This is a genomic window from Pectobacterium quasiaquaticum, assembly GCF_014946775.2.
Classification (GTDB): Bacteria; Pseudomonadota; Gammaproteobacteria; order Enterobacterales; family Enterobacteriaceae; genus Pectobacterium; species Pectobacterium aquaticum.
Genome location: NZ_CP065177.1, coordinates 990,751 through 1,014,494, shown reverse-complemented (window position 1 = coordinate 1,014,494; position 23,744 = coordinate 990,751). Strand labels below are relative to the sequence as shown.

The 23,744-nt window shown below is 53.0% G+C and carries 18 protein-coding genes; 3 read left to right on the top strand and 15 right to left on the bottom strand.

Translation table 11 applies throughout. The features are described from left to right. Positions 1 to 29: 29 nt before the first annotated feature. The 5 genes from IG609_RS04615 to IG609_RS04595 all read right to left on the bottom strand — a co-directional run bounded on the left by IG609_RS04615 (position 30) and on the right by IG609_RS04595 (position 5,761). Positions 30 to 401 carry a hypothetical protein gene (locus IG609_RS04615; RefSeq protein WP_193399585.1) on the bottom strand — a complete coding sequence of 124 codons (372 nt, stop codon included), beginning with the start codon at positions 399 to 401 and terminating at the stop codon, positions 30 to 32. An 8-nt stretch (positions 402 to 409) separates the two neighbouring features. After that, the gene (locus IG609_RS04610) at positions 410 to 670 is read right to left on the bottom strand and encodes a hypothetical protein (RefSeq protein WP_198481889.1); all 261 of its coding nucleotides are present in this window, start codon (positions 668 to 670) and stop codon (positions 410 to 412) included. 645 nt (positions 671 to 1,315) lie between these two features. Next, the gene (locus IG609_RS04605) at positions 1,316 to 1,696 is read right to left on the bottom strand and encodes a hypothetical protein (protein ID WP_193400762.1); all 381 of its coding nucleotides are present in this window, start codon (positions 1,694 to 1,696) and stop codon (positions 1,316 to 1,318) included. Positions 1,697 to 1,792: 96 nt separating this feature from the next. Further along, positions 1,793 to 2,848 carry a site-specific tyrosine recombinase XerC gene (gene xerC / locus IG609_RS04600; RefSeq protein ID WP_193400760.1) on the bottom strand — a complete coding sequence of 352 codons (1,056 nt, stop codon included), beginning with the start codon at positions 2,846 to 2,848 and terminating at the stop codon, positions 1,793 to 1,795. A gap of 33 nt (positions 2,849 to 2,881) precedes the next feature. Continuing rightward, positions 2,882 to 5,761 carry a CHC2 zinc finger domain-containing protein gene (locus IG609_RS04595; RefSeq protein ID WP_193400758.1) on the bottom strand — a complete coding sequence of 960 codons (2,880 nt, stop codon included), beginning with the start codon at positions 5,759 to 5,761 and terminating at the stop codon, positions 2,882 to 2,884. A gap of 152 nt (positions 5,762 to 5,913) precedes the next feature. Here IG609_RS04595 and IG609_RS04590 point away from each other — a divergent pair, with 152 nt between their 5' ends. Beyond that, positions 5,914 to 6,285 carry a helix-turn-helix domain-containing protein gene (locus IG609_RS04590; RefSeq protein ID WP_039289056.1) on the top strand — a complete coding sequence of 124 codons (372 nt, stop codon included), beginning with the start codon at positions 5,914 to 5,916 and terminating at the stop codon, positions 6,283 to 6,285. 78 nt (positions 6,286 to 6,363) lie between these two features. Beyond that, positions 6,364 to 6,588 carry a SymE family type I addiction module toxin gene (locus tag IG609_RS04585; RefSeq protein ID WP_110372355.1) on the top strand — a complete coding sequence of 75 codons (225 nt, stop codon included), beginning with the start codon at positions 6,364 to 6,366 and terminating at the stop codon, positions 6,586 to 6,588. 75 nt (positions 6,589 to 6,663) lie between these two features. Here IG609_RS04585 and IG609_RS04580 read toward each other — a convergent pair whose 3' ends face one another. The 9 genes from IG609_RS04580 to IG609_RS04535 form a co-directional block, all read right to left on the bottom strand. Next, positions 6,664 to 7,062: a hypothetical protein gene (locus IG609_RS04580; RefSeq protein WP_226374246.1), complete on the bottom strand. Its 399-nt coding sequence runs from the start codon at positions 7,060 to 7,062 to the stop codon at positions 6,664 to 6,666. Then, a complete protein-coding gene (locus tag IG609_RS04575) occupies positions 7,062 to 12,365 on the bottom strand; it encodes an RHS repeat-associated core domain-containing protein (RefSeq protein WP_250127234.1) in 5,304 nt (1,767 codons plus the stop codon). Before IG609_RS04575 ends, IG609_RS04580 begins: the two co-directional genes overlap by 1 nt. A gap of 20 nt (positions 12,366 to 12,385) precedes the next feature. Continuing rightward, positions 12,386 to 13,303: a DUF4123 domain-containing protein gene (locus IG609_RS04570; RefSeq protein WP_193401194.1), complete on the bottom strand. Its 918-nt coding sequence runs from the start codon at positions 13,301 to 13,303 to the stop codon at positions 12,386 to 12,388. Then, the gene (locus tag IG609_RS04565) at positions 13,300 to 14,256 is read right to left on the bottom strand and encodes a DUF4123 domain-containing protein (RefSeq protein WP_193401196.1); all 957 of its coding nucleotides are present in this window, start codon (positions 14,254 to 14,256) and stop codon (positions 13,300 to 13,302) included. Before IG609_RS04565 ends, IG609_RS04570 begins: the two co-directional genes overlap by 4 nt. Positions 14,257 to 14,415: 159 nt before the next feature. Further along, positions 14,416 to 15,114 carry an ankyrin repeat domain-containing protein gene (locus IG609_RS04560; RefSeq protein ID WP_193399353.1) on the bottom strand — a complete coding sequence of 233 codons (699 nt, stop codon included), beginning with the start codon at positions 15,112 to 15,114 and terminating at the stop codon, positions 14,416 to 14,418. 80 nt (positions 15,115 to 15,194) lie between these two features. Next, entirely contained in the window at positions 15,195 to 16,565 is a 1,371-nt protein-coding gene (locus tag IG609_RS04555; RefSeq protein WP_193401198.1) for a PAAR domain-containing protein, read from the bottom strand. A gap of 9 nt (positions 16,566 to 16,574) precedes the next feature. Next, a complete protein-coding gene (locus tag IG609_RS04550) occupies positions 16,575 to 18,611 on the bottom strand; it encodes a type VI secretion system Vgr family protein (protein WP_250127233.1) in 2,037 nt (678 codons plus the stop codon). A gap of 201 nt (positions 18,612 to 18,812) precedes the next feature. After that, positions 18,813 to 19,331, bottom strand: coding sequence for an Hcp family type VI secretion system effector (locus IG609_RS04545; protein ID WP_116186550.1), 519 nt, complete (start codon positions 19,329 to 19,331; stop codon positions 18,813 to 18,815). Between the two features lie 956 nt (positions 19,332 to 20,287). Continuing rightward, positions 20,288 to 21,169: an SDR family oxidoreductase gene (locus IG609_RS04535; protein WP_193399187.1), complete on the bottom strand. Its 882-nt coding sequence runs from the start codon at positions 21,167 to 21,169 to the stop codon at positions 20,288 to 20,290. A gap of 94 nt (positions 21,170 to 21,263) precedes the next feature. Between IG609_RS04535 and IG609_RS04530 the strand changes: the two genes are divergently transcribed. Beyond that, positions 21,264 to 21,869: a TetR/AcrR family transcriptional regulator gene (locus IG609_RS04530; protein ID WP_051910628.1), complete on the top strand. Its 606-nt coding sequence runs from the start codon at positions 21,264 to 21,266 to the stop codon at positions 21,867 to 21,869. 515 nt (positions 21,870 to 22,384) lie between these two features. Here the strand turns inward: IG609_RS04530 and IG609_RS04525 are convergent. Beyond that, positions 22,385 to 23,740: a tetratricopeptide repeat protein gene (locus IG609_RS04525; RefSeq protein ID WP_116186547.1), complete on the bottom strand. Its 1,356-nt coding sequence runs from the start codon at positions 23,738 to 23,740 to the stop codon at positions 22,385 to 22,387. Positions 23,741 to 23,744 lie beyond the last annotated feature (4 nt).

The window sequence follows — 23,744 nt, the reverse complement described above, 5'->3', positions numbered from 1 at the left end:
AGGATCGTGAGTTCGCTTCCGGCTTTTATTTATTTTAATTTCTCTCTTTTAATTAGATTACCTTTTTCAACAGAGAGATAATCTTTATCATTACCATGAATAACTTCAACATATTCATTCACTTCTACAGAGTCAATTATCCCGCAAAGATAATTCCACGAGAACTGATTTTTATTATCAAAAAATATCACTCCCCATTCACATGGAACTATATACCTTTCAAATGAAAGTGGAATGATGTCATAAACAATACCACCAAGCCGAGATATCTCACTCCGAACATCATCTGTAAAAAAAATTACCCCATCATCTTTTTTTCCCTGTGACGCATTACAATCTGGGCAACGTGTTTCTTCTGATTCGTAACTAGAATAACAATTCTGACATGTAATATATTTCATGCTGACTCCTATTTTATTGGAATACTGGAAGTAATAATCCCCGATCCTGTTCCACCGATATGAGGATCAGCATGATCAGTAATAACCCGTATTTTTTGAGTCACACCATTTCTCGTTGCCGTACCTTCAAATACGTTTCCAAAAAAACCTTCCCTATTAGAGGCTATTTTATTCAAAGGATTATTCGCAACTTCTTTAGCTGCGCTTGCAATATCCCTATTTCCCCATTCTGATGGGAACAAAGACCCTTTCTGTCTTTTTGGCTTCATTGAGGCATAAGGTTCCTGCCGAGGAGGACCAACATGGGGAGAATGCCTTCTTAAAGAATGCCGAAGGGAGCCAAAAGAATACTCATAGTCCTCCCCGCCCTCTTTTTCCGTCAACCCCAGCGGGTCAACCCACTCCAGCGGATTGTGAACATATCCCTGCGGTCTCAGACCACCCAGTAACCCTATCGGGTCATAGGGACGATCCTGACGCCGTCGTACTTTTTAGCGCACTTAACCCATTGAAGCAACGGCCTTTTCAGACAGCGTTTTCGGCCACATTAACACACCCGTAACCCGAACACCCCGACGCGCACTTTTGCCCCCGGACACGCTACCGCCATGCTGTGACTTCCCTGTCTGCCTGTGCCACATCATAGCAGCGGCGTCAGCCGCTGCCATTAGTCGTTGTGTTAATGAACCGGGTTTTATCGCGGCGCGAGCCGTTCCGCAGCTTGCCTGTGGGACGGTGAAGCGTCTGCCGGGTGCGGGCTGGCGAGGCCCGCAAGCCAAGCCGTTAAGCAGGGAGGCCCCCGGCGGGGGCCGCACGGGGCGGAGATGGCGAGCACGGGAACGAGCGAGGAGCGGGCGACTGCGAGCCGGGCGCAGCCAGTGCAGCGGGGTTGGGGCGGGGGCGAGGTGAAGCCGTTAAGCGCCGTGACGAAGGAGCGGCTTCTGCTGTGGGGTTGACCTTGATGTTGACGTTGCCTGAAGGCTGACGCCGCTGCCTGCGCCGCCAGGGAGGGCGGCCACACTGTGGAAGCCGAAGCACGGGCGCGATGTTCGCAGCAGAGCGAGCCTGCGAGCTGTGCGCCACACCGCACCAAGAGCCGAACCTCGGCGGCCAGCCGCACACCGCTGCCGAAGCGGACCGCAGCGCGCCCATGCGTTGAACGGCGCCGACATAATGTGTGTTGCGCGTGGGTTGCGTTCAGCAACTTGCGCGTAATGCCACATTATGTTGAATGACGACTGGCCAGCAACGTTAAGTACAGAGAACGGCTTGGGTTGGCGCTGGCCGGGCGGCATTTACCGCCGGAGCACCTTAGCCGGCCAAGGCAAGCGGTGCGCCATGGACGGCGCAGCGTTTGCCCGGCACCGTACCGCGATCTTGAAGAGAGCGAGCTACTTTTTCGGGCTGTCCGGCTGCGGCGTGATGCTCGGCTTAGGCTCACCCGGCTTGCGCTTCCTGCGTCGCGTTTTCGGTTTCCGCTCTGCCGGGTGCGTCTTCTCATGCACCTGTTTCAGATGGCCGATAGCAACGCGGGTATAGACCTGCGTGGTTTCCAGCTTTTCATGGCCCAGTATCGCTTGTATGTGTCGTGTGTCCGCGCCGCGCTCCAGCATCTGTGTCGCCATCGAGTGCCGGAACACATGACAGGCACCCGCCTTTTTCAGGTGCGCATCATCCCGTATCGCCCTGCCTGCCAGTATCGTCAGCGTTGACCGTGCCAGCCGCTTGCCCCATATCGTGACGAACAGATAGCCGCTGTCGTGCTTCGTTGTCAGCCTTGGCCGCACCGCATCCAGATAGCGCTGCACCCAGACCAGCGCCCGCATTCCCACTGGCACCACCCGGTCTTTGTTCCCCTTGCCCTGTCGCACCACCAGAACCCCGCGCCCCACGTCCACATCGTTCAGCATCAGGTTTGCCAGTTCGCTACGCCTCAGTCCCGTGCTCCACAGCATTTCCAGCACGGCGCGATTACGCAGTCCGGTTAACGTCTCCGTGTTCTGCGCATCCATCACCGCTTCGGTTTCTTCCTCGCTCAGTATCTGCGCCGGAAGTCGTTTCTCCGCTTTCGGCAGCGTCATCTGCTCCGCCGGGTTGTACAGGATATGATGCCGTTGCAGCAACCAGCGGAACAACATCCTGATGGCCGTCAGGCGGTTAAGCTGACCGCCCTGTGCCAGCGGTTTCCCATCTGCTTTGCGGTAGCCGTGCAGATGCCGCTGATAGGCTTCCAGCACTGCCAGACTTACCTGTGCCGCCTGCATCAGTCCCCGCTCTTCACACCACGTTACGAACGGGCGCAGCCGTTCACCGTACCCTTCCACTGTGCGCGGGCTGTGGTTCGTCGCTGTCAGGTGCTCAAGGTAAGCGGTGGTGTACTGGCGCAGCGTCTGTGACAGGCTGCTAAGGTAAGTGGCTTCCGGTGTCGGGGCTTTCGGCTTGGTCATGGCGGCGCGTCCTGCGAAGTGAGAAGAAGGGAACTACGATGTGATGCGCTTAGCTGGCTTTGCCGGAACCCTGCTTTTACCGTTAACCCGACTTGCGACAGATGAACCCTTATCGGTTGCGGCTTGGCGCGATTTTGCTGACCCAGACTTAGCCCCAACTTGGGGCAGACTTGACCCCGACTTGCCATTGCCAGACCCAGACTTGCACGAGTCGTACCCGTCTTTTTCATTCGGTTCCGGCTCGATTAACCCACACAGGTGCGCCCCTTCCGGCACTGTGCCATCCCACAGCAGTTCGTACTGCAACAAGTGTCCCCGGCTCCCGCCATGAACCAGCAGGTATTCCATTTCAGCCAGTCGCAGGCAGTGCAGCTTAAGCTGACTGTCACTCCACTGTGTCGCGTTGCGGATATCCCGCCGGGTAAAGCGCACCTCGCCCGGTTTTTTGTTCTGCGCATGCGCTAACTGATTCACCATCCCTTGTATCAGCAGCAACAGCTTGCGCGTCTGTGGCGGCATCTCGTCCAGCGTCCGGCCAAGGATTTCATGCGCCAGTTTGTTGGCCAGCACGATGTCCGAGCGTTCGACCTCGATATACGCGATAACCTGCCCACGGTGCGAGACGGTTTTAACCTCCCGCTGATACTGGTGCAGCAGGGCGATGCTCTGTATCAAGGTGAGGTATTTCATATGGTCGCGGCGCGTGCGGGTCTTGTCGCTCAGGAACGTGAGCTGACTGGCGAACGGGTTCACCACCTTTAACGGTTTCAGTAACCGCTGGGCGTTCTGGTGCAGTTCGGTGAGATAGCCTTTCTCGTTCTCCATCAGCAACCCTTCCAGCGTTTGCTTGTGGCGCTGCAAGGCATGGATAGCTTCGGTCTGTTCGCGGGATTCGTTGACGGTAAGTACCAGACAGCGGTTTAACAGTTCTTCGTCCACATCGATGGCCGTGGTGGTCAGCATCAGCATCACCGGGCCTTTCACCGTGTACTGCTTAGTGACCAGATTGCCTGTGGCATCGTCCTTACCCGTAGAAGCAATGGTCAGCTCCCCGTCACTCTGCAACAGCTTCAGCGCATAGGCGGCTTGTCTGACGCCTTCCTCTTCGGCTATCGCCAGTATCTTGTGTTGCAGGTTAGTTTCGCCCAGATAGAACAGGCTTTGCCCCGTCATGGCGCTGTACTGCAACCGCTCTTCCGGCGGTATCAGGTTCAGCACCGCATCCATCAGGCTGGATTTTCCCGCCGCGCTTGATGACTGGATGAGTACGGCCAGCGGCTTATCCAGCTTGCGCGATACCGCCGCCAAGTAACCCGCCACTAAGTTGGTCGATTCGCCCACCACGCCACAGGCGGCAAGATCATCCGTCAGCCTGCCGATAAGGTTCGGGTCTTGCAGCAACGCCAGCGCGTCGGCTTTCGCGGCATCGTCCAGTTCCGGCTCGGTGTTATCACCCGTTTCCGGCTGGCTCAGATGACTTTCCAGTGCCAGCAGCACCCGGCCTAAGTTGCGTTTAAGGTCGCTTTCTGCTAACCCCAACTCACTGGCGGCCAGCCGCGCATAACCCGCCCGCGAACGAGCACTCATCATGTCCACGCTGTCGGCGAACACCACGCCGCTGACCGTGTCGATGACCTGCGCGTTCACTTTCATAACGCCGCTACCCGCTTTCACCGACGCCATGCCCCGGATGCGCCACTGCTGGCCGGATAACGTTATCTCAAGCTCACCGTTCGGCAGGGCGTCAACCACAACCCCGGCAGCTAAAGAGGAGTCGGGTTGAGACGGTTTTTCAGGCTGTGGCACGGATTCAGGTTCAGCGTTGACCGCTTCCCCCATTGGCAACGCGCCGTCAACCAGTAACCCGAACGCTGCTTCTGGTTCGGCCACACTGCATAAGTAGCCGTTCGCATCCATGCCAGATGGGAACACCACGCGGAACGGGGTGATGCCCTCAGCGGCTAAGGACTCAGCCAGTGTTACTGCCGCCGTATTGCCTGCCGCATCGTTATCGAACGCGATTAGCACCTGTTTTACCCCGTGGCGGATAAGCGACTGGCGTAGTTCATCGGTCACACCATTCACCCCATAGGCTGCCGTCACGTTGCGGTAGCCTGCCACCCAGAACGACATCGCATCGATTAATGATTCGCATAAGATGACCGTTTTACTGGCAACCAGTGCCTGCTCGTTCCACACCCCGCCGTGTGGCCCCGGCAGGTACAGATGTTTTGGCGTCCCGGCACGCAACTTGTCGCACAGTTTACGCCCATACAACTCCTGCACCTGACCGTTAAGGTCGATAACCGGAACCACTAACGACCCCGCCAGATGTTCATGGCCGCTGTCGCGCATCACCCCGATGGCCTGCAACTGCGCCCGGATGGCCGCGCCGTCTTTCAGCTTCTTCGATGGCAGACGGTAGCCCAGTGTCCGGTTGGCGAACCCTAAGCGGAACTGCGCGACTAACTCAGGATGATTGAGGCGGCGTTTTTCCAGATAGGCGATGGCCTCCGGCGCATTGAGTAAGGTGTGATGATAGAACTCGGTAACACGATGCAGCAACGCCTGCCTCTCCTGTTCATTCGCGATATCCGCTACGGGCGGCAACGGCTCAGCCGCTGGCACACTACCCAGCTTACGCCGCAGCTTATCGACCGCATGAGGCAGGCTTAAGCCCTCCGTTTTCATCACCCAGTCAATGACTGAACCGCCTGCATCGCAGCCGAAGCAGTGATAGAGGTTCTTCTCCGGGCTGATAACACACGACGGCGTGTTTTCCTGATGGAACGGACACAGCACCACCCAGCCTTTACCGCGCTTCACCACCTTGCGCCCCTGCGCACGCACCACCTCAACCAGTGACACGGCGGCTTTCAGGTGCTGCAACTCGGATTCGGGGATGCGTACCATAAACGGATTTCCTCTAAAAACCTGTCAATAGGGTTTGGCTAAAAATAACTCGACAAGTATATACATCAGCTAGTAGTATTTACAACAGTATAATGTAAAACATGGAGTAGATTATGGTCATCAGGTCACAAAGGATTTCAGGTAAAACGACTATGGCCGCACCGATAAGCAATGAAGAACAGGTCTTTATCACCGAACTGGGTAAGCGGATAACCGCACTGAGGAAAGAAGCTGGGATGACACAGACGCAGGTTGCACAGGCGCTGAACGTTTCCCAGCAGGCTGTACAGGCATGGGAAGCAGGAAGAAGACGGATACAGATTTCCATACTCCCAGCCGTGGCGAGAGTGTTATCAGTTTCTCTTGAGGATTTACTCGGTGAGGAAGCAGAGAAGGCCGCCCGTAAACGTGGCCCGACGCCAAAATGGCAACAGCTTATTGAAGAGATAGACAGTTTGCCCAAGGCAAAACAGAAGATGATTTCGGAGATGTTAAGCGCTCTGATTGCTCAGGCGCGTAACTGAAGGATAACTAGCGCGGCGAAGATGAGTTCGCACCTCACCCACGCCGCTCACCACAAGCAACTAAAAGAGGTAGTTACTATGGCTAAGGCACATTCTAAGTCAGGCGTCACCGTTAATAAAGCAGCCAAAACAGAGCGTTACTACACCGTGGGATACGCCCCGCATAATGGTAAATCCAACCCGCCATCGGCCATCAATCTTAAAGGTCGCTGGCTGGAAGAGTCGGGGTTTATCACCGGGATGCCCGTGACCGTCACGGTGGAAAGAGGCAGGATTATTATTGAGACGCAGATTAATTTATAACTGCTGACTAACTGCTAAAAATAAAATAGCCGGAAGGATCATCAGATCGCTTCCGGCTATTTTTTAATTAAGAAATCACTCTCCCAGAGAACTTATCCATTTATCAAAATATTCTTTTTGCTCATCAGGGCTAACTAAATCTTCTACTTCATAATCAAAGATACCAACCAAATCACCCCGATCAGCTTGCCTCCCCCAAGTTAATTCATAAGCTTTTATTCCGTTTGCCATCTGTCTAGCCATTCTCGAAGGGTACACATTCTTTTTTGCCCCTTTACATAAGAAAGTGATATTTTTTACTTTATCTCTTAAACCACAGAGACAAGAAAAAAAATCATTAGCTTGAGATTGTTCTATAACTTCCCCATTAACAAGTAAAGTCATCAAACAAGATGAGTCTTTCTTCAGAACTATCGTCCCAAGAGTCTCTTTTCCATCAATTAATAAACTGACATCAACACTATTAATCATCATCACCACCCATAATGCTTAGGATTTAATATACTATAATTTCCAAAAGTTCCATCGGCATTAACCGGAGTTACACCTAATACATTCTCTGGTTTAACTCCCCGAGGAATTGCGACCTCTAATTCACGAGGGAATGGTGTCGCTTTTCCCAATACAGAATTAACATCTATGCCATTATTAGATCTTATAGCGTACACATAGCCACTTTCTGTATAGAGCTGCGAACCAAATTCTGCGGCTACTTCTGGTGATTTAGATGTGCTTATAAAATTACTAGGGGGAGATGTATTATCGGAAGCGTGTTTAAAAAGATCATTACTATCCCCCCAAGGCTGAAAACCTTCATTAAAAATAGTATTAGGATCTCTTGAATCCCCTCGGTACGTTATTGTTTCCTTCGGTGTCAATCCAAGGGGATCTACCCAACTGAGCGGATTTTTTACATAACCATATGCCCTTCTACCACCCAGCAGCCCTATCGGGTCAGGCGACAAATACTGCGCTGTATCCGGATCAAAATAACGGTGCCGATTATAATATAATCCCGTTTCCGCATCAAACAACTGCCCCTGATAACGCAGCTCGCAGTACACCTCTTCGTTCGCCGCATCGCCCAGGTAGCGCCGCAGCGGGATAGGCCGTCGCTCTTCCCTGTGTGTGCCCCACAGCCCCTGTTCCCCGCGCCAGCGGACTTCCCCTTCCTCGCTGCACAACTCTCTCGCCGTTCCTGTCAGGTCGGTCACGATGTAGTGCAGTTGTGTGCTGTCGCCCTGCGCCTCCACCTGTGCCAGCGGCCGGAAGCTTCCCGGCTCGTATACCCACTGTACTTCCCGTGCTGCTGACCCGTCCGCACGGTACTGCTGCTGACCAATCAACTGGTCACCGTCCCACCGGTACGCCACCCGCGCGACCGCCTGCGCCGAAGGGAGTTGTCCCTCACGTACCTTACTGACTCTGCGGCCAAACGCATCGTAGCGATACCGCCAGCGTGCCCCGTCCGGCAGGCTTACCCGCACCAGACGGTCCTGCACGTCCCAGTCAAAGTACGTTTCCTTCGGCCTGAACCCCGGCCGCGTTTCCCGCTTCACCGCCAGACGCCCGCAGTCATCATACCGGTACTGCGTATGACCCCGCTCGATGACCCGTCCCGCCGCATCGTACCGCGCCGACGCCTGCACCACCGCATCCTGCACCTTCAGCGTCTCGCCCAGACCCGGTGCTATCTGCGACACCTCGCACAGGTTCTGTTCGCTGTCGTAGCCAAACAGCCGTGCCTGACGCCGCCGCCCCTCATCACGGCGCTCTGCCGTGACCTGACCCGCCCCGTTCAGCCGGAACGCCTGTTCACCCCAGTGGCTGTCGCTGATGCCCGTCAGCCGGTCCAGCACATCGTACTGATAACGACGCTCCAGCACGTCATTCACCCGGCCGTCCGCCCCTTCCAGCGCCTGACGCTGCAACAGCCCCGTCGGGCTCCACTCGTGGCGTAATGCAAACCCGCTGCCGTTACTGCGTCGCTGCTCTTCCCCCGCTGCCGTGTGGCTGAACTGCAACGGCTGGTGAGAGCCGATACCCAGCGATGACAGCCGACCTGACTGCCACGCCAGCTGCAGCGGGGCCAGAATCCCTTCCACCACCGCACGCTGACCACCCGCGTCGTAACCGCTCTGCACCGCCTCGCCGTTGACCGTTTCCGACGTCACCTGCCCCGCCCGGTTATAGGCGTATTCCACCACCGCATCCGGGTTGGCGGCTTTCGTCAGCCGACCGGCCACGTCATACGCCAGTTCCGTGATGCCGTCCATTTCCCCGTCCGCTTTCCGCGCCGTGATGCGCGTTATCCGCCCTGCCGCATCATGTTCGTAGTGCAGCGTGCTGCCATCCGGCGCGGTGCGCTGCACCAGACGGTCGGCTACATCGTACTGATAGCGGTACACCCGCCCGTCGTAATGTCGTTCCTCGCTCAACCGTCCACTGCGGTCAAAGCCGTACGTCCAGTCCCGTCCCTGACTGTTCGTCACCCCGGCGAACGCCGCTTCCGCATTGTAGTGGTAGCGTACCGTCGCTCCCAGCGGGTCGGTCGCCTCCAGCAGGTTATCGAACGCCCCATAGCGGAACTGGTAGCGCTGCCCCAGTGCATCCGTCACCGCCGTCAGGTTACCTTCCACATCGTAACCAAACCGCGTCTCGCTGCCGTCTTCATATACCACTTTCGACGGTGACTCGCGCACGCCGTCATACTCCCAGCGCCGCACCTGCACGCCCGCTTCATGCCCGATATGCCGCTCCGTCAGGCGGTCAAGGTCGTCATACCGGAACATGACTGGTGGCGCATTATCCCGCTCAAGGCGGCTCAGCAGGCCACGGCGGTTATAGTGATAACGCTGCAACACACCATCCGGGCCTATCACCGTCGACAGCTGCCCCGTGTCACCATAACGGTACAGCCACTCTCGCCCTTCCGGGTCATTTACCTCGACAACCTGCCCGGCCGCATTACGCTGGTAGCACCATTCGCTGCCTAGCGGATCGATATAGGCCAGCAGTTGTCCGTTATCATCATATTCATATTGATGCACCGTACCGTCAGGGAGAGTAACCTCGGTCACCTGCCCCCAGTCGTTACGCTGATATGTCGTGCGGCCCCCCAGCGGATCGATCTCGGCCACCAGTTGGTTGTCCACCCACTCAAACCGGGTCTCACCACCGTCGGGTGTGCGTTTGAGCAGGATATTATTACGTTCATCGCGCACATAGCTGAATACCCCACCAAACCCGCTGTGGTAGTGGCTGGTCAGGGTGTCATCGTCGTATTCGAAGTGACCCGGCCAGTAGCCTTCCGACGTTCTGTCGCGGATGGCGCGGCCTTTTTTATCGTAGTCGTGCTCAACCCAGGTCGAACCTAAGTCCGACCAGCGTAACAGCCAGCCTTCCTGTGAGTAGCGATAGTCAAAATTACGCCCCTCATCTGCCCGTACGCTCAGTAAATGCCCATGATCGTCATAGCTATAGCTCACCAGCGTTTTTAAGGGCTGGTGCTGCGGGGTGCATAGTGTGAGTGTCGTAATCCTTTGGTGTTCCGATGTGACGTGGATTAAACGCCCGTCCGACAAAGCAACCCAACGCAGTTCACCCAACACCCATTCGAAAGTCACTCGATGGCCCGCAGCATCGTCGATAGATGTCAAACAAAGTTGGAGACCGAGCGCATATTCAAACCGATAGCGTAGGCCACTGACATGGTGGAGTACCAGTTCACCCTGCTGCCGGGTCAACCGCCATTGTGGGTTTGACGATGAGCGACTGACCTCCCCTTCATTATTTGGCAGGGCGAAGAATGCCTGATTGAATTCACCGTCCGTTAGCGTCGCTACGCCATCGTTAAGCGTCAGGCTGATATCCCAGTTAGTACGCCACAGCGTCCCCAACAAACCGGGATGTCGCTCTCCCGTGGAACGATAATAACGTTGCAATGAAAGCGGCAGCGGACTGCTGACCTGAATATCAGTGCGCTGCTCCACCACCGCCCCGGTTGCCATATCGACCGGGTCACCCTTTTTCTCACCATTATTAGAATCAGTCTCAGTACCGTCGTTCTGATCTCGAGCCTTCTTCTGTGCTGCGCCATCGTCACCTGGCTTCGATGGATGAGCAGCACCGGGCGTTATGGGCTGCGTGCCTTTAGGTAGTTCTATCGTTTCCTTATCATCTTGCGGCGTGCCTTTATCTTTGCTTTTTGCTTCATCAGGTTTTTGTTGTGGTTTTTTATCGCTGCTGGATTCACTTTTTGGCTGTGGTTTAGTGTTTGGCTGCGGTTTAGTGTTCGGCGATGTTTCCGATGACGTGGAAGGGTGCTGCTCAGACGGTGTATGTGGGCGTTGAGAGGCATGTGGGGCGCTCGTCGAATGTTTCCCGCCCTGAGAGGCTATACCGACTCTATTCTTACCGCCTTTTCCTGACATAGCAGAAAGTATCCCTACTGACGACATCATTCCGGCCTCAGCCATCGTCAAGCCACCAGGCTTTTCTGCCCGTTGATTAAATTCAGTGATTTCCTCTTCGGTACGATAGTCACCCGATCCCCCCTTTTGCACCGTCATGGCAGATAACTCGCAGCTCCCTTTAGGCCGAGCACTGCCAATAACCTGCGTCATGATTTGAGGGATAAATTCAGCAAATTCATCCTCAATTAATGCCGTGACAACGGTAAACATTGAGATTAATTTTTCGAGGACGTTCACCATGGCTCGAAAGCTGTCAGCCATCAGCACAACGATCCAACTGCGCTCACCAGAAACACTTTTCACCAGCAGATCCAGCGCCGCTTTCATGGTTTCCAGTATTTTTTTCCCTTTATCAGCGTACATTCTGATATCAGAACGTATACCCATCAACCAGTTGACTATATTACCTTTACTCAAACTGCGAATAATTTGAGTGGCTTCCTCAATATGCTGCTGTTTGTTACCTTTCGCGCCTTTCAGTTTCCGTAAAGCTTGCGTAATGGCATTCCCACTGACTTTTAGCGCATCCCCCGCACCAGGAACAAACCCAATGACGCACAGCACCCCGTCAATCTGATGCATGGTGTCGTTCAATAACTCAGCATCTTCATAACTATCCCAGCACCACTTCCCTAGAAAATAGACGTCCATTACCTGCCCGACTACGGGAATGCAGCCCAAAATGACTTCACAGAACAGCAGAACGGCGTTATCAATACTGGATGCCTTACTCGCTACCTCCGCCGCCTGTTGGTGCTGAATCCGGCGGATTTCCCGTTGAAGCTCGCTATCACTTCCATAGAGCTGCCTTTCCAATTCCCAGAAGCGTTTCAACGCCGGTTTATATTGATCCGGTATCGTGCTCAGCGGCATTCTCACTGACTGCTGGACAGACCCATACTCCACCAGCCCTTGCGCTCTCAGAATGACGAACAGGGAAAAGTATTCTCCGGCAAAACTCGCATAGGCAGGGTTAGACATCAAAACGGGGTTGTTTTGCACCGTTTCTTTAGGGTCGAACGTATCGCTGCCTTCCCCCAAAATGAGTTCATACGTGCTACACCCCATGTCGTGGATGAAAAACAGGCCATTTTCGTCAGTTTTACCCCGTATCTCGTGATTATTGCTATCGGTTAATTGAAAAGGGGCATTCGGTATTGGTTCACCCGAATCGTAATGGTAATAAACGAGTATTTCGCAGCCACAGGTTGTACATCCCCCTGAAATTTTATTATCCGTGGTGAAATTACGCTTCGCGGCATCCCCGCTGGCAGCTAACGCGCTGCTTTTATCCTGACTCATGAAATGACGTCCTTTTTATTTTATGCTTCGTCCAGGTGGTCAATGGCTGCCTGATACAGGCGATCCATACGACTTTGCGTGCCAATATATTCAGGCTGTACCAGAATGTTTTTTGCCCAGGGCTGCTGCATGAATTCCGGCGAAAGTTCTGTCGCCAGTGCCAGCCAGCGTACGATATCGCGGTCGTTGTTAAAGCCGCTGTTCCTCGCCTGTTCCGCCTGCTGATGGGTAAACGCCTGTAGTTCATCATCAGGCACGTGTTGCCAGTCAGCATGGTAAGCACGCAGATGTTCCATATAGCGCGCCAGATTGTGATGTCCGTAAGGCACCATGATGGCTTGCCATTGTTCGTCACTCAGTTGGCGAGGCAGGATGTCAGGAATAGAGTGCGGTTCGCGGGCGGTGAGATTTAAGGCACGTATCGTGCCGTCAGGGGAAATATCGCAGAAGCTGGCTATTGGGCCATAGAGCGCACAGGCTTCCTGTGCGGAACTGGCGGATAACAGCTGATTCATCACCTGCCAGTCACCGACACGCATGATGGCATTCTCCCCAGAAGGTGAGGTCACCAGGCTCCACTGTCGCAGATGTTTCGTCACCTCAAGTAGCTGATCGAGCGGTGAATATGCCTGCATAAACCATTCCATCTGTAGCCCCATTCCCCAGCCCGGCTGAGTGATGATGTGTTCTTTCACCTGCGACCAGTTAGCGGCGTGAAGCGGGATGCAATAAGGCGATACCGAGGCATGCACGCGCCCCGCTTCTCCCCAGTACAAACGCGTCTGTTCCAGGCTGCCCCCCCAGCGTTCGGCCAGCCACGGCACAGCATCGTTCATCGACGCTTCGGCGATAACAAAACAGCCGCCCTGAGCGATACGCGTTTGCCAGACGGCGTCATCTTCCGGCAGCAGTTCAAGGAAAGGTTGCGATACACTCACAGCGTGACCTCCGTTATGTCAGGCAGTTCGCCCCGCATCCAACCAGGGCGATGGTAATTAAGCTGCACACTATCAATACGTTCAGGTTCGGATTTAAAAATCCGAATACTGTCCGCGATCGAATAACGTTCAGTTAGATGAATAAAGATCGGGTGCAAATAGAATTCACTGCCGAGCACCCAGCGATGAGCAGACCAGGCTTCACATTCCGCTTCGCTGGCTTTCGGGTAATAGTTCTCAGCTAATGCAATGCCGCTAATAAAGCGAGCTTTTACTATTTCAATATCCAGAGGAAAAAAACATTGTGCACTGACAAAAAGAAATAGTTCATTAGCCAGTCGGTGCAGGCGATTATCATTAGCGAGAAGGTAATATTGATAACGTGTCAAATTAATCTGGTATTCGCTATGAATAGCACTCTTATTTTCTTTATGAATATCCTGCTGTACGAATAGCTGATACTCCCCACGTTCACTATTCATGATGGGCAAATACAGGTTATTCAGTGGACCGAGAAAGTCCGTTTGTGCAGCAAAGTCCAAGGTAGACCACCAGGCCAATAACACCTCTGGTGCATAGCTACGAAATAGTGCTCGTGTGCCATCAGGCCAGAGACAAAAAATGCGCTGCTGCCAAAAATCAATAACCTGTTGCAATGCCAGCTCGCTATGCATGAGGATCACACCGCTCTGTCGCGCTGGCTGTGTATCGGTCAGCCAATGCAGTAATGTTTCTCCTGGTTTTCCTTCTTCTATTTTCACCACAATGGGCGCCCATATCTGCCAGCTTTCGGCACCTTTGCCAAAATACAGCGGTTGCCATATCTCCGCCGCCGCAGGTTGAAAAGCCTGCCAATATTCAGGTAATTCGGGATAGCTCAGCGGTGAAATAATCGCGTACAAAGGCGCATCAACCTGGCTGATTTCAAACAGAGTATAACTGTTCGTTATCATCGCTATTTGCCTATAAATAAATGAGATGATTTTTAATACGATGAGCGTGTATTAAGTGTTATAGCAATGACCAAATAATCATGCTGATTATCTGGTCTGGAAGTGCAGTTTATTTTTATGACGTAGGGAAAATAATAAAAGCCGTGAATAAAAAGGAAATTACAACGGCAGTCCTTTTTCCCAACGCTCCCTGACCTCCGCAGGCGGAAGCGGTGGGAATTTAACGCCGCGATCCAGTAACAGCTGTTTTACCTTTAGCGCCCAAGGGTAGTGAGGAGATTTAGGAGACATAATGGATAAGCTGTCATCCACGGTAAAAGCGAGATTACTGCCTGTCTCATCATAAATATTACTATCTGCGCCGTGTTCTATCAGCCAATATACAATTTCATATTTATTCAGATAAGCAGCATAGAGGGCGCTGTTTCTTTTGGGGCCATCAACGAGATTCAAATCAGCGCCCCGCTCTACAAGCAATTTAATATCGGCCCAGCGCTCTTCCCCAATAGCACTAAATATTGCGGGCTGGCCAAGACGCCCAATCGCATTCGGATCGCCCCCCGCATCCAGAATAATACGCAGCCAGTCTGGATCTTTGGCACCCGCCACGGAATTGACTGCACTGTCGCCAAACCCATCTTTATAATTCGGGTCGACACCCAGTTTAAGCGCCAGCGTGACGGCCTTTTTATCCTTCGTCTCATAAATCAGCCACAGCAGCGGCGTCACCCCTTCTTTGCCCTGAATATTCAGGTTAACGCCCTGCGACAGTTGATAACGCGCCGCTGCTTCGTCACCTTTTTGGATACTCTGCAATACCGCCACCACGGGTGGCTCAAAAAGTTCACTCGCCCGCATACTGTGTCCTCCCGCCTGACAAGCGGTTAATAATCCCAGAATAACGACGCCTACCCATTTTATACGTGCCAACCATTGCATTATATTCCCCTGAATGTATTGGTTATCTTCCCGATATCTTCCTTTTTCTGGCTTTCAATACCCGCAATCACCTGATCCATACCGTGGCGCGCAATCGGTGAACCGCCAACAGCGGGAAGCGCCATCATATCACCGCTGGCTTTCGGCAGCCCCCCTTCCAACAGTTTTGCAACACCGATGACTCCCCCGAGCACTGCACCGGCGGTTCCACCAATCAATGCGCCCGCGCCAGACAATAAACCTGGAATCAATGCCTTACCGTAGGTTTGTGCCATGGTTAATACCTCACCATCCACTGCCTGCGTCTTTATTAAGGAGGCGGTTTTCGCCAAATCGGCACCACCAACGCGCGCCACGGTATTCGTATGCAAACCCGCAGCATTGAAGGTATAACCCAGCAATCCCGTGACGCCAACACCAGCCGATGCCAGGCCACCGCCTAATGAATGCCCTACAATGACGGGAGGTGGTGAGACAGCTCTTTTTACCAGTTTTGCTAAATCCATTGCCTGATTATACTGAGCAGATTCAAGTCCCATCCCCTGAGCAGCATTAGTCAACCAGTCTTTAGCCCCTGTCACCGCGTTATTCGTGCCCCGATAGGTCAACATCGTTTCGCCATTAATCGCAGATTTGAACAAAGCAGAACCAAACCCTGTTTTCATATCCGTCATGTTGGCATTTTTTAGTCCAGGGATCGCGCTGGTATCCAGAATATCCAATCCAACCGGTGCTTTCGGCAGTTTATCCAGCACGCCTCGTCGGAATTCATCGACCGAATAAACGTACTGAGCCGCCTCAGCGCGTAAGATGCTGTCGTTGTTAAACGCCAGTCGCTTTGCCGCATCGGCTAATCCCGGCAGCGTTGCCGCCTCGGTCGCCAATGTGGTGCGTGCCAGATAGCGATCTTTACGTTGGGCGACGGAGAGCAGGTCATCAAGAATGGGAAGCTCGGCGACCGACGCCCACTCCATCAGCGTCGGCAACAGCATCGGCGTCAATGCCAGCAGAGGCGCGCGGCTTTTTGCCGATTGCTCAGCGCACGGCTTCACTGGGGATTGATAGGGCGAATCGCCGATGATCACATTCCCGCTGCCAGCAGCAACCGAGCCGCCGCAGCCGATCGCATCACCAATACGCGCCGCCAGCTTTCCATTGATGATGACCGTACCAGAGCCCGCGGATATCGCACGATTGTGCACACCGTGGGGCATATTTGGGCAAGGGCAGGCATGGAGCAAAACCCCATCGCCTTTACGGGCCGCTGGTTTGCCATTGATGATGACATCACCGCTGCCTTCGATAATCGGGGTGGCAGGGAAACAGCCGTGACCCGCACAGCTGTCCCCTAAACGTGCAGCACCTGGCATAGTTCCTCCTTAACGTCTGTCTGGCGCATCGGGCAGCGTCGGCTTCGTGGGGTCTTCTGGCGTAATGGATACTGGCGCAGTCCCTACACCCGCCGCACCGCCATCGTTGATCTTCACAATCGTCCCAGAAATGGTGACACCCGCGCTATCAATCTTGATGAAACCGCCTGGCGCTTTAATGGTCAGAGCCTGCCCCGCTTCCAGCACGATATCCGCGGCTTTCAGGTAGCTGTCCGTATTCACCAGAACGCGCTGGTGCGCACCGATCAGCGTCTCTTCAGAACCGGACATCGTGGTCTGACGGCTCCCTTCGATACGGGTAATTTCTCCCCCGCCGATGAAACGTTTGAACGACGCACCAATTTTCTGAATAAAACTCCGGCCAATTTCCTGATGATGATCCTGACCTATGTTTTCAAAATCATCCTTGCCTATCGTTCGGTGGCGGTGACGCGTGACCCGTTGGAACTGATCCTGATCCACGCTGAGATGCTGATCGCGCCCTACGCTTTGCCGGTGGATGTTGTTGATAACACCATCCATATCTTTCTGAGCATGATAGTAAATTTGCTCACGCGTCGCCTCATCCTCAAAACGCAGTTCGTTGAAACCACTGCCTTTATGCGTATCGGTACGCAGTGTCGTGCGTGTTTTATGTGCTGGTAAAACGTACGGCGTCGGGTTGGTAGCGTGGAAAGTACGCCCGGTGACAATCGGCTGGTCCGGATCGCCTTCAAGGAAGCTGACGATCACTTCATGGCCGATGCGCGGGATGGCAATCATGCCGTACTGGCCGCCCGCCCAGCCCTGACTGACGCGTACCCAGCAGGAACTCTGATCGTTACTCGCCCCGTATCTGTCCCACGGGAATTGCAGTTTTACCCGACCATACTGATCGCAGTAGATCTCTTCCCCTGCCGGACCAACAACAGTGGCGATTTGCGGGCCGTCCACCATCGGTTTGTAGGGCATGGCAGCGCGCCAGGTGCTTTTCGCGCTGATGACCTCGAAACTGTTGCTCATGGTCGTCGGTTCGCCGCCGCTTTCCTCTTCCAGCGCCTGCGGCTGTTGCCCGACGTGCGTCACGCTCACCGTCTGCCACACCGCATTCAGCGTCGCATTCGGGTGCTCCGTCAGCGTGAAGGTGTTGCCCGGCATCAGCCCCGCGCAGTTGGATTCGCCTTCGCTTGTCACCGCTCCTGAGCGCAGCGCATCCAGCCGGTAGCCGCTGAACGCCTTGCCGCTCGGGTCTTGCTTATAGCGCCCCGGGTAGTCGTAATGCTGATAGCTTTCGCGCTGGTGTGCCAGCTCACTGCTCATTTTCTTGTGCGACAGCCCGTAAGCCGGTGTCTTGAAGCTGTAGTCTTTCAACTCGACTTCGGCCGTACTCACCCGCTCTGCGTAGTGGAAGCGCCGGACATATTCGCCCTCACTCAGCCCTTGTGTCGCCAAGTTGAAGAACAACTCGGGGCCTTTGGTCAGTGCGCCCGCATCGTCGGCAAACACCACCCGGTGCTTACCTTCTTCGTATTCGTGGAAGAAATACATGCCCTCCTCGGCGGCCAGTCGGGTGATAAAGGCTAAATCGCTTTCCCGATACTGCACGCAGTATTCGCGTGGCGCGTGCGCATGGCGCAGCGCAAAGGCGTAGTCGGTGATACCGGCTTCTTCCAGCAGCGCCCCGATAATCGCTTCCGGCTTCTGCGCCTGAAAGATGCGGGCGTTGGTGCGTAATCCCAGTCGCCACAGGGCAGGACGGACGTCTATCTGATAGCGCGTGCGCCGGAATCCGGTGTCACCCTGCGTAAAGCCGCTGATAATCCCGCTGACCCGACGTTTCAGTTCGCCTTCATACCAGATCATCAACTCGCACGGCTGGTCCAGCACCGCGCCGAAATCGACATCCGGCAACGCGCTTGCCAGACTCAGCGACAGGCTGAAAGGCCTATTCAGCCCTTCATCCAGCCTGAAATCCACCACCGCGAAAGTGCCTGCTTCCAGGGCACCGACCTTTACGGTGAACTGTAATCCTGTACTGTTTGCCACCTGTCCTCTCCTTTTTCCTTCGCCGTTACCATGGCTACCGCACGCCTCGGGTTTTCCCAGAGCGGCACGTCACTATCCTGATTAAAATAAAAACCTGCGCTGTGGTCTGAGTCTGCTCACACCACAGTTCATGTTGATAAAGCATCGCGTTGAGAAAAACGCAGAAAACCCGGCACGGTGGCCGGGTTAGAAACAGAAGGATTACGCTTCGACCGGTGCACGCCAGTCATCAGAGCCGGAAGTCCCGGCAACGGTGTGCTCCCAGTCAATTTTGCGGTAGGCCAGCGACACTTCAATCAACTGGGTGTAGTCCAGTTTGGACGGGTCCTGACAGTGTGGCATTTTGCAGTCGATGTCGACGATGGTGGCATCGGTCAGCACGGTAGAGAAGAAGTGTTCTTGCTTGCCTTCCACCGAGGTGCGATACCATTTCAGGGTCACGGTCGGCAGCATTTCGCCGGACGCCAGGGAGTTGTACATCAGTGGAACGGCTTTGTTCAGCGCGACAGTGAATTTGAACGGCTTGTGCACACGCTGACCGGACGGCTGACCAGACTGTGGGTCGGTTGGGACGGTGACAATGTGTTTGAATTCCTGTACCAGCATTTCATCTTCGTGGCCTTGCACATAGATGTTACCGACCGAATCAGACGTGAAAGCACCCGCAGTAATGTTGCCCTGAGTTTTACCTTCGATGCTGATATAGCATGGAGTTGGCATAGTCTTGCTCCTTGTTGTTGAACGAAATGAGTTGTTGAACGAAATGAGTTATTAAACAGAATGAATAACTTCACGCTCTGTATAGCAATCCACATGCCAACTTTCATCTGCATGTTTTATAACGATATTTACTTAACTCAAATTTTCCTTAAGCAAAATTTGAGCAAGAAGTTGCGCAGACCTCGCGAAAAAACGGCATCTATTGCGCAAAAAGTGATTTCAACCAGAAAGTGAGCAAGAAGTTGCGCAGAATGCGCAGTTATGCTGAAAGTTTGCGTTAGGCATTAATTTAATGAAGATATAAACTATTGATTTTATACTTACCGATAGGAATTAATCTATTTTAGGTGATAAATGAACCACACCGCTTACTTATGTAAGTGAGTACATACAAACATTTTATGAGGAAAATCCCCCTGAAAAACGCAATTTACCGTAAAAAAAACGGGCATTGCTATTAAGCAACGCCCGCCTGAGATTGAGTAAAAGAATGTGTTAAGTAAATTTATTCGTGAAATCAATCGATCCGCAGATACGACTTTTCGCCTCTTTTCTGGAGAAAATACCCTGAGTGACCGCTGAAATAGGATAACAGTATCAGCCAATGCTCACACTTGACCTAGCTTTGATGAAAAACATTTTGAGCATCAGCGCGGTGATTATCGCCGTATCGGTGTAGCGCAACGGCCTGCCGTGCCGCTCTGGAGGAGCCTTGTCGTACCATGAAGCAGTCGCGTCATCACGAATTTAGAGCGTCAGTTTCCCCCACTGCCGAAGCGCATCGTTATAAGTTTTCCAATGGGTAATGTTGAACTTTTGCTTTGCCACGGTTCGCCATGCTCTGTCAGGGTTGAGAACATTCTGATCCTGTTTATCGAAGAAAGTTCGATTTCTTCAACAAAGCCAAAAAAGGGGCAAAAAAGGGGCAAAAAATAATTCGCCCCTGACACCGGAAATTACACGTCAGAACCGCCTAACACATTGTCTAGTTGCATTTCTTTCAAAACACGGTCTTGAATGGGTTGCTTGGCAGCGTTAATTTCATCAACTCCCCAAACCATACCAACCGCTGTGCGTGTAGGGCGTTTGCCAGTAGGCATATCTGCTAACGCTAAATAAGCGTCTACGACCATTTGTGGATCAGGTGCTTGCTCACTCTGCATAAATTTGCCGAACGCCTCGAACATAGCGGCTGGAATCTGTGCCAACTCGCCATAACTATCCAGTACGTCAGTACGTGCAGGTTGTTGCCCAGCAGCACTCAGACCTGTCGGGAATGGACCTGGTTGCACTATAGCGACATCAATACCAAAAGGTGCGACTTCGTAGCGTAAGCCTTGGAGGTAGCCTTCCAAAGCATGTTTGGTGGCTGCATAGGTAGAGAAATACGGCGCTGAAATCTGGCCAACCATTGATGAGGTGTTAATGATCAAACCGGAGTTAGCCTCACGCATAGTAGGCAAAACAGCCTGTATAGTACGCATAGCACCATAGTAATTGGTTTCCATCTGCTCTCTAGCTTGGGCAATGCTAAATGCTTCTGTAATACCAAGGTACATTACGCCTGCATTGTTAAGCAAAATATCAATTTTTCCTGCTTTATCGAGCACGTTCGCAATGGCGGCTTTGACAGATTCGTCGTTGGTGACATCCATATCAACAACATGGATGAAATCGCTATGCGCTTCCAGCTCGGCCTTGACTACGGCGTTCTTGCCTTCTGGACCGCGCATGGCAGCGAACACTTGATAGCCTTTATCGGCAAAGTCTTTTACTGCTTTTCGGCCAAATCCACTGCTGCTTCCAGTGATCACTATGCTTTTCTTTGCTTCACTCATCTTTCTTTTCCTATTTGGTTGAAAATTAAATACCAGTTGGTACAATAAACAAGGAAGCATTTTTTGTCAAATTAAAATACCAGGTGGTATAAAAATGAATTTAAATCCTATCAAACCTTCAAGGGGACGCCCCAAGACTTTAGATCGTGATCACGTTCTGGATGTAGCAATGGATGCCTATTGGAAAGAGGACATCGGCAACTTATCCCTTAATGAAATTTGCAGGAGATCTGGTATATCGAAACCTAGTCTTTACCGTGAATTTTCGAATGAAGATGGATTGATGAAAGCTGTTCTTATTAAATATCAGGAACAAGTGCTAAATCCAGTACAGCAGATGTTGAATAGTAAAACTCCGTTTCGAGAGGCACTTGATAACCTCGTGTCATTTGCCACTTCAGTTAGTTGTAATCATGAGTCCCCAAATGGATGTCTTTTTATAAAAATGCGTGAATCACGAATGCATTTGGGTGAAGCAACACGAGCGCAAGTAGATTTCCTTGAAGAACAAGGATTATCAGTTTTCAGAAAATGGGTGGAACGTTCAAAGGCCAAAGGAGAGTTTTCTGCAGACATTTCATCAGAGTTTGCAGCCATTTATATTGATGCGCAGCTAAGTCATGCCTCGTCACAGATCGCTCGCGGTGAAGATCAACAAATTGTGAAGAAGATACTATTAGTCGCTTTTTCAATATTGTGATGAGTATTCCTGTCAGTTCAGTGTTTCTGCAAGAAGAACACATTTCTCATCTGTGACAAAAAAGAACTTACTTAACAACCTGTTCTGACAGGGAAATAGTTATCAATCAAATAATGGGAAGGGAAATGTCCCATCTCGACCTGCTGCGCAAGAATTTTTTACTGACTCTTTTTCAATTTCAGCCTCGTTCGTTTCTTCATTTGGTTGCGCATCAGGAATATCGTCTTTACTGATACTGCACGCAATATTTCCGCCTTGCGCTGAAATCCATATCCGGCTGCGCGTTAGCCAGACTCAGCGACAGGCTGAAAGGCCGGTTCAGCCCTTCATCCAGCTAGAAATCCACCACCGTAAAGGTGCCTGCCGTCAGGGCGCCGACCTTTACGGTGAACTGCAATCCTGTACTGTTTGCTATCGGCTTTCTCCTTCTTCGCCGTTGCTATGGCTACCGGTTCTCCCAGTACGGTACATCGCTATCCTGATGAAAATATTGCCCTTCAATGCACCACCACGGGTTACTCCGTTTTTCCGGATGACCAGTGCATCGCCAACCGCTGCCCAGCTTTGATTTCATCCGGCTGCATCGTCGCTTCCAGATCGTTACGCGCATGAATGGCTTCGCTCATCCCCTCCGTCGCCGCCATCGCGTACCAGGCGTATGCATGAATACGATTGCGGGAAGCCCCCAGCCCGTCCTGACGCATCATGCCCATACGATATTGAGCCATACGATTACCGTCATTCGCCGCCAGACGGTACTGCTTCATCGCCTCGACATAATCCTCTTTTCCTCCTTGTCCCAGCCGCAGCATCTCGCCATAGGCTAGTCGGGACTCAGCATCTCCTGCTGATGCCGCTTTGGCATATTCTTCACGCGCACGTGCGAATTCGTTCGCTTTAAATAACCGTTCACCCAGTTCGCGCTGTGCCTGGATATAGCCCGCAGAGGAAGCCTGAACCAGATACTGTTCGCGCTTTTCATGGGTTGTCTGGCTCTGACTGAGCAGATAATCGGCCTCGCCCGATCCGCCAGACGCGGCACGCTCCAGCCAATAACGCGCCTTTTGCTCATCCCAAGGTAAATGCTTACCTTCGCGGTATGCCTTGCCCAGCCAAAGCTGTGCTTCGGCATCACCTGATGAGGCGGATTTTTTATACCAGTTCAGCGCATTTTCGCCATCTTCGTGTCGCGCCATCCACAGCTGCGCCTGTGCCTGACCTAGCGTCGCCGCGCGGAAATACCAACGTTCAGCCAGATCGCGACGGATCACCACACCTTTACCTTGCTCATAGCGCTGCGCCAACTGATATTGCGCATCCCGATTACCCAGTTCGGAGGCCTTCAGCAACCACGCTACGGCCTCTTTTTCGCCGCCCGCATGCGTTGCGTGCCACTGGGCGACAATCAACTGCGCGGGGGGATAACCATTTGCCGCAGCCGATTCAAAAGCATTCAGGCAGGCCGCCACCAGCTTTCCCTGATGTTGAACCTGACAGTCCATACCAAGCCGATGCCCCGCTTCGCCATTTCCCAGACGTGAGGACGTTGTCCACCACTGGCGAGCAGACGGGCTGTTCTTGGGCGCCCCCAGCCCGGCCTGATACCAGTCTCCAACCTGAAGCGCGGCGGCCGCGCGCAGTTCCGCATTAGCGGGAAGTTCAGAAAGACCAGATGCCTTCTGCATCCACTGCATCGCCTCGGTGTACTGCGATCGCGCGGCTAGCGTCTTTGCCAGTTGATATTGCGCCTCACCGTTTCCCCGGTTCGCTGACGCCACGAGTTCCGATTCAGACAGCGATGTGACGGGCGCCTGACATGACGCCAGCCAACAGGCCGACAGAGCTATCACTAATTTTTTGTATTTCATCATGTGC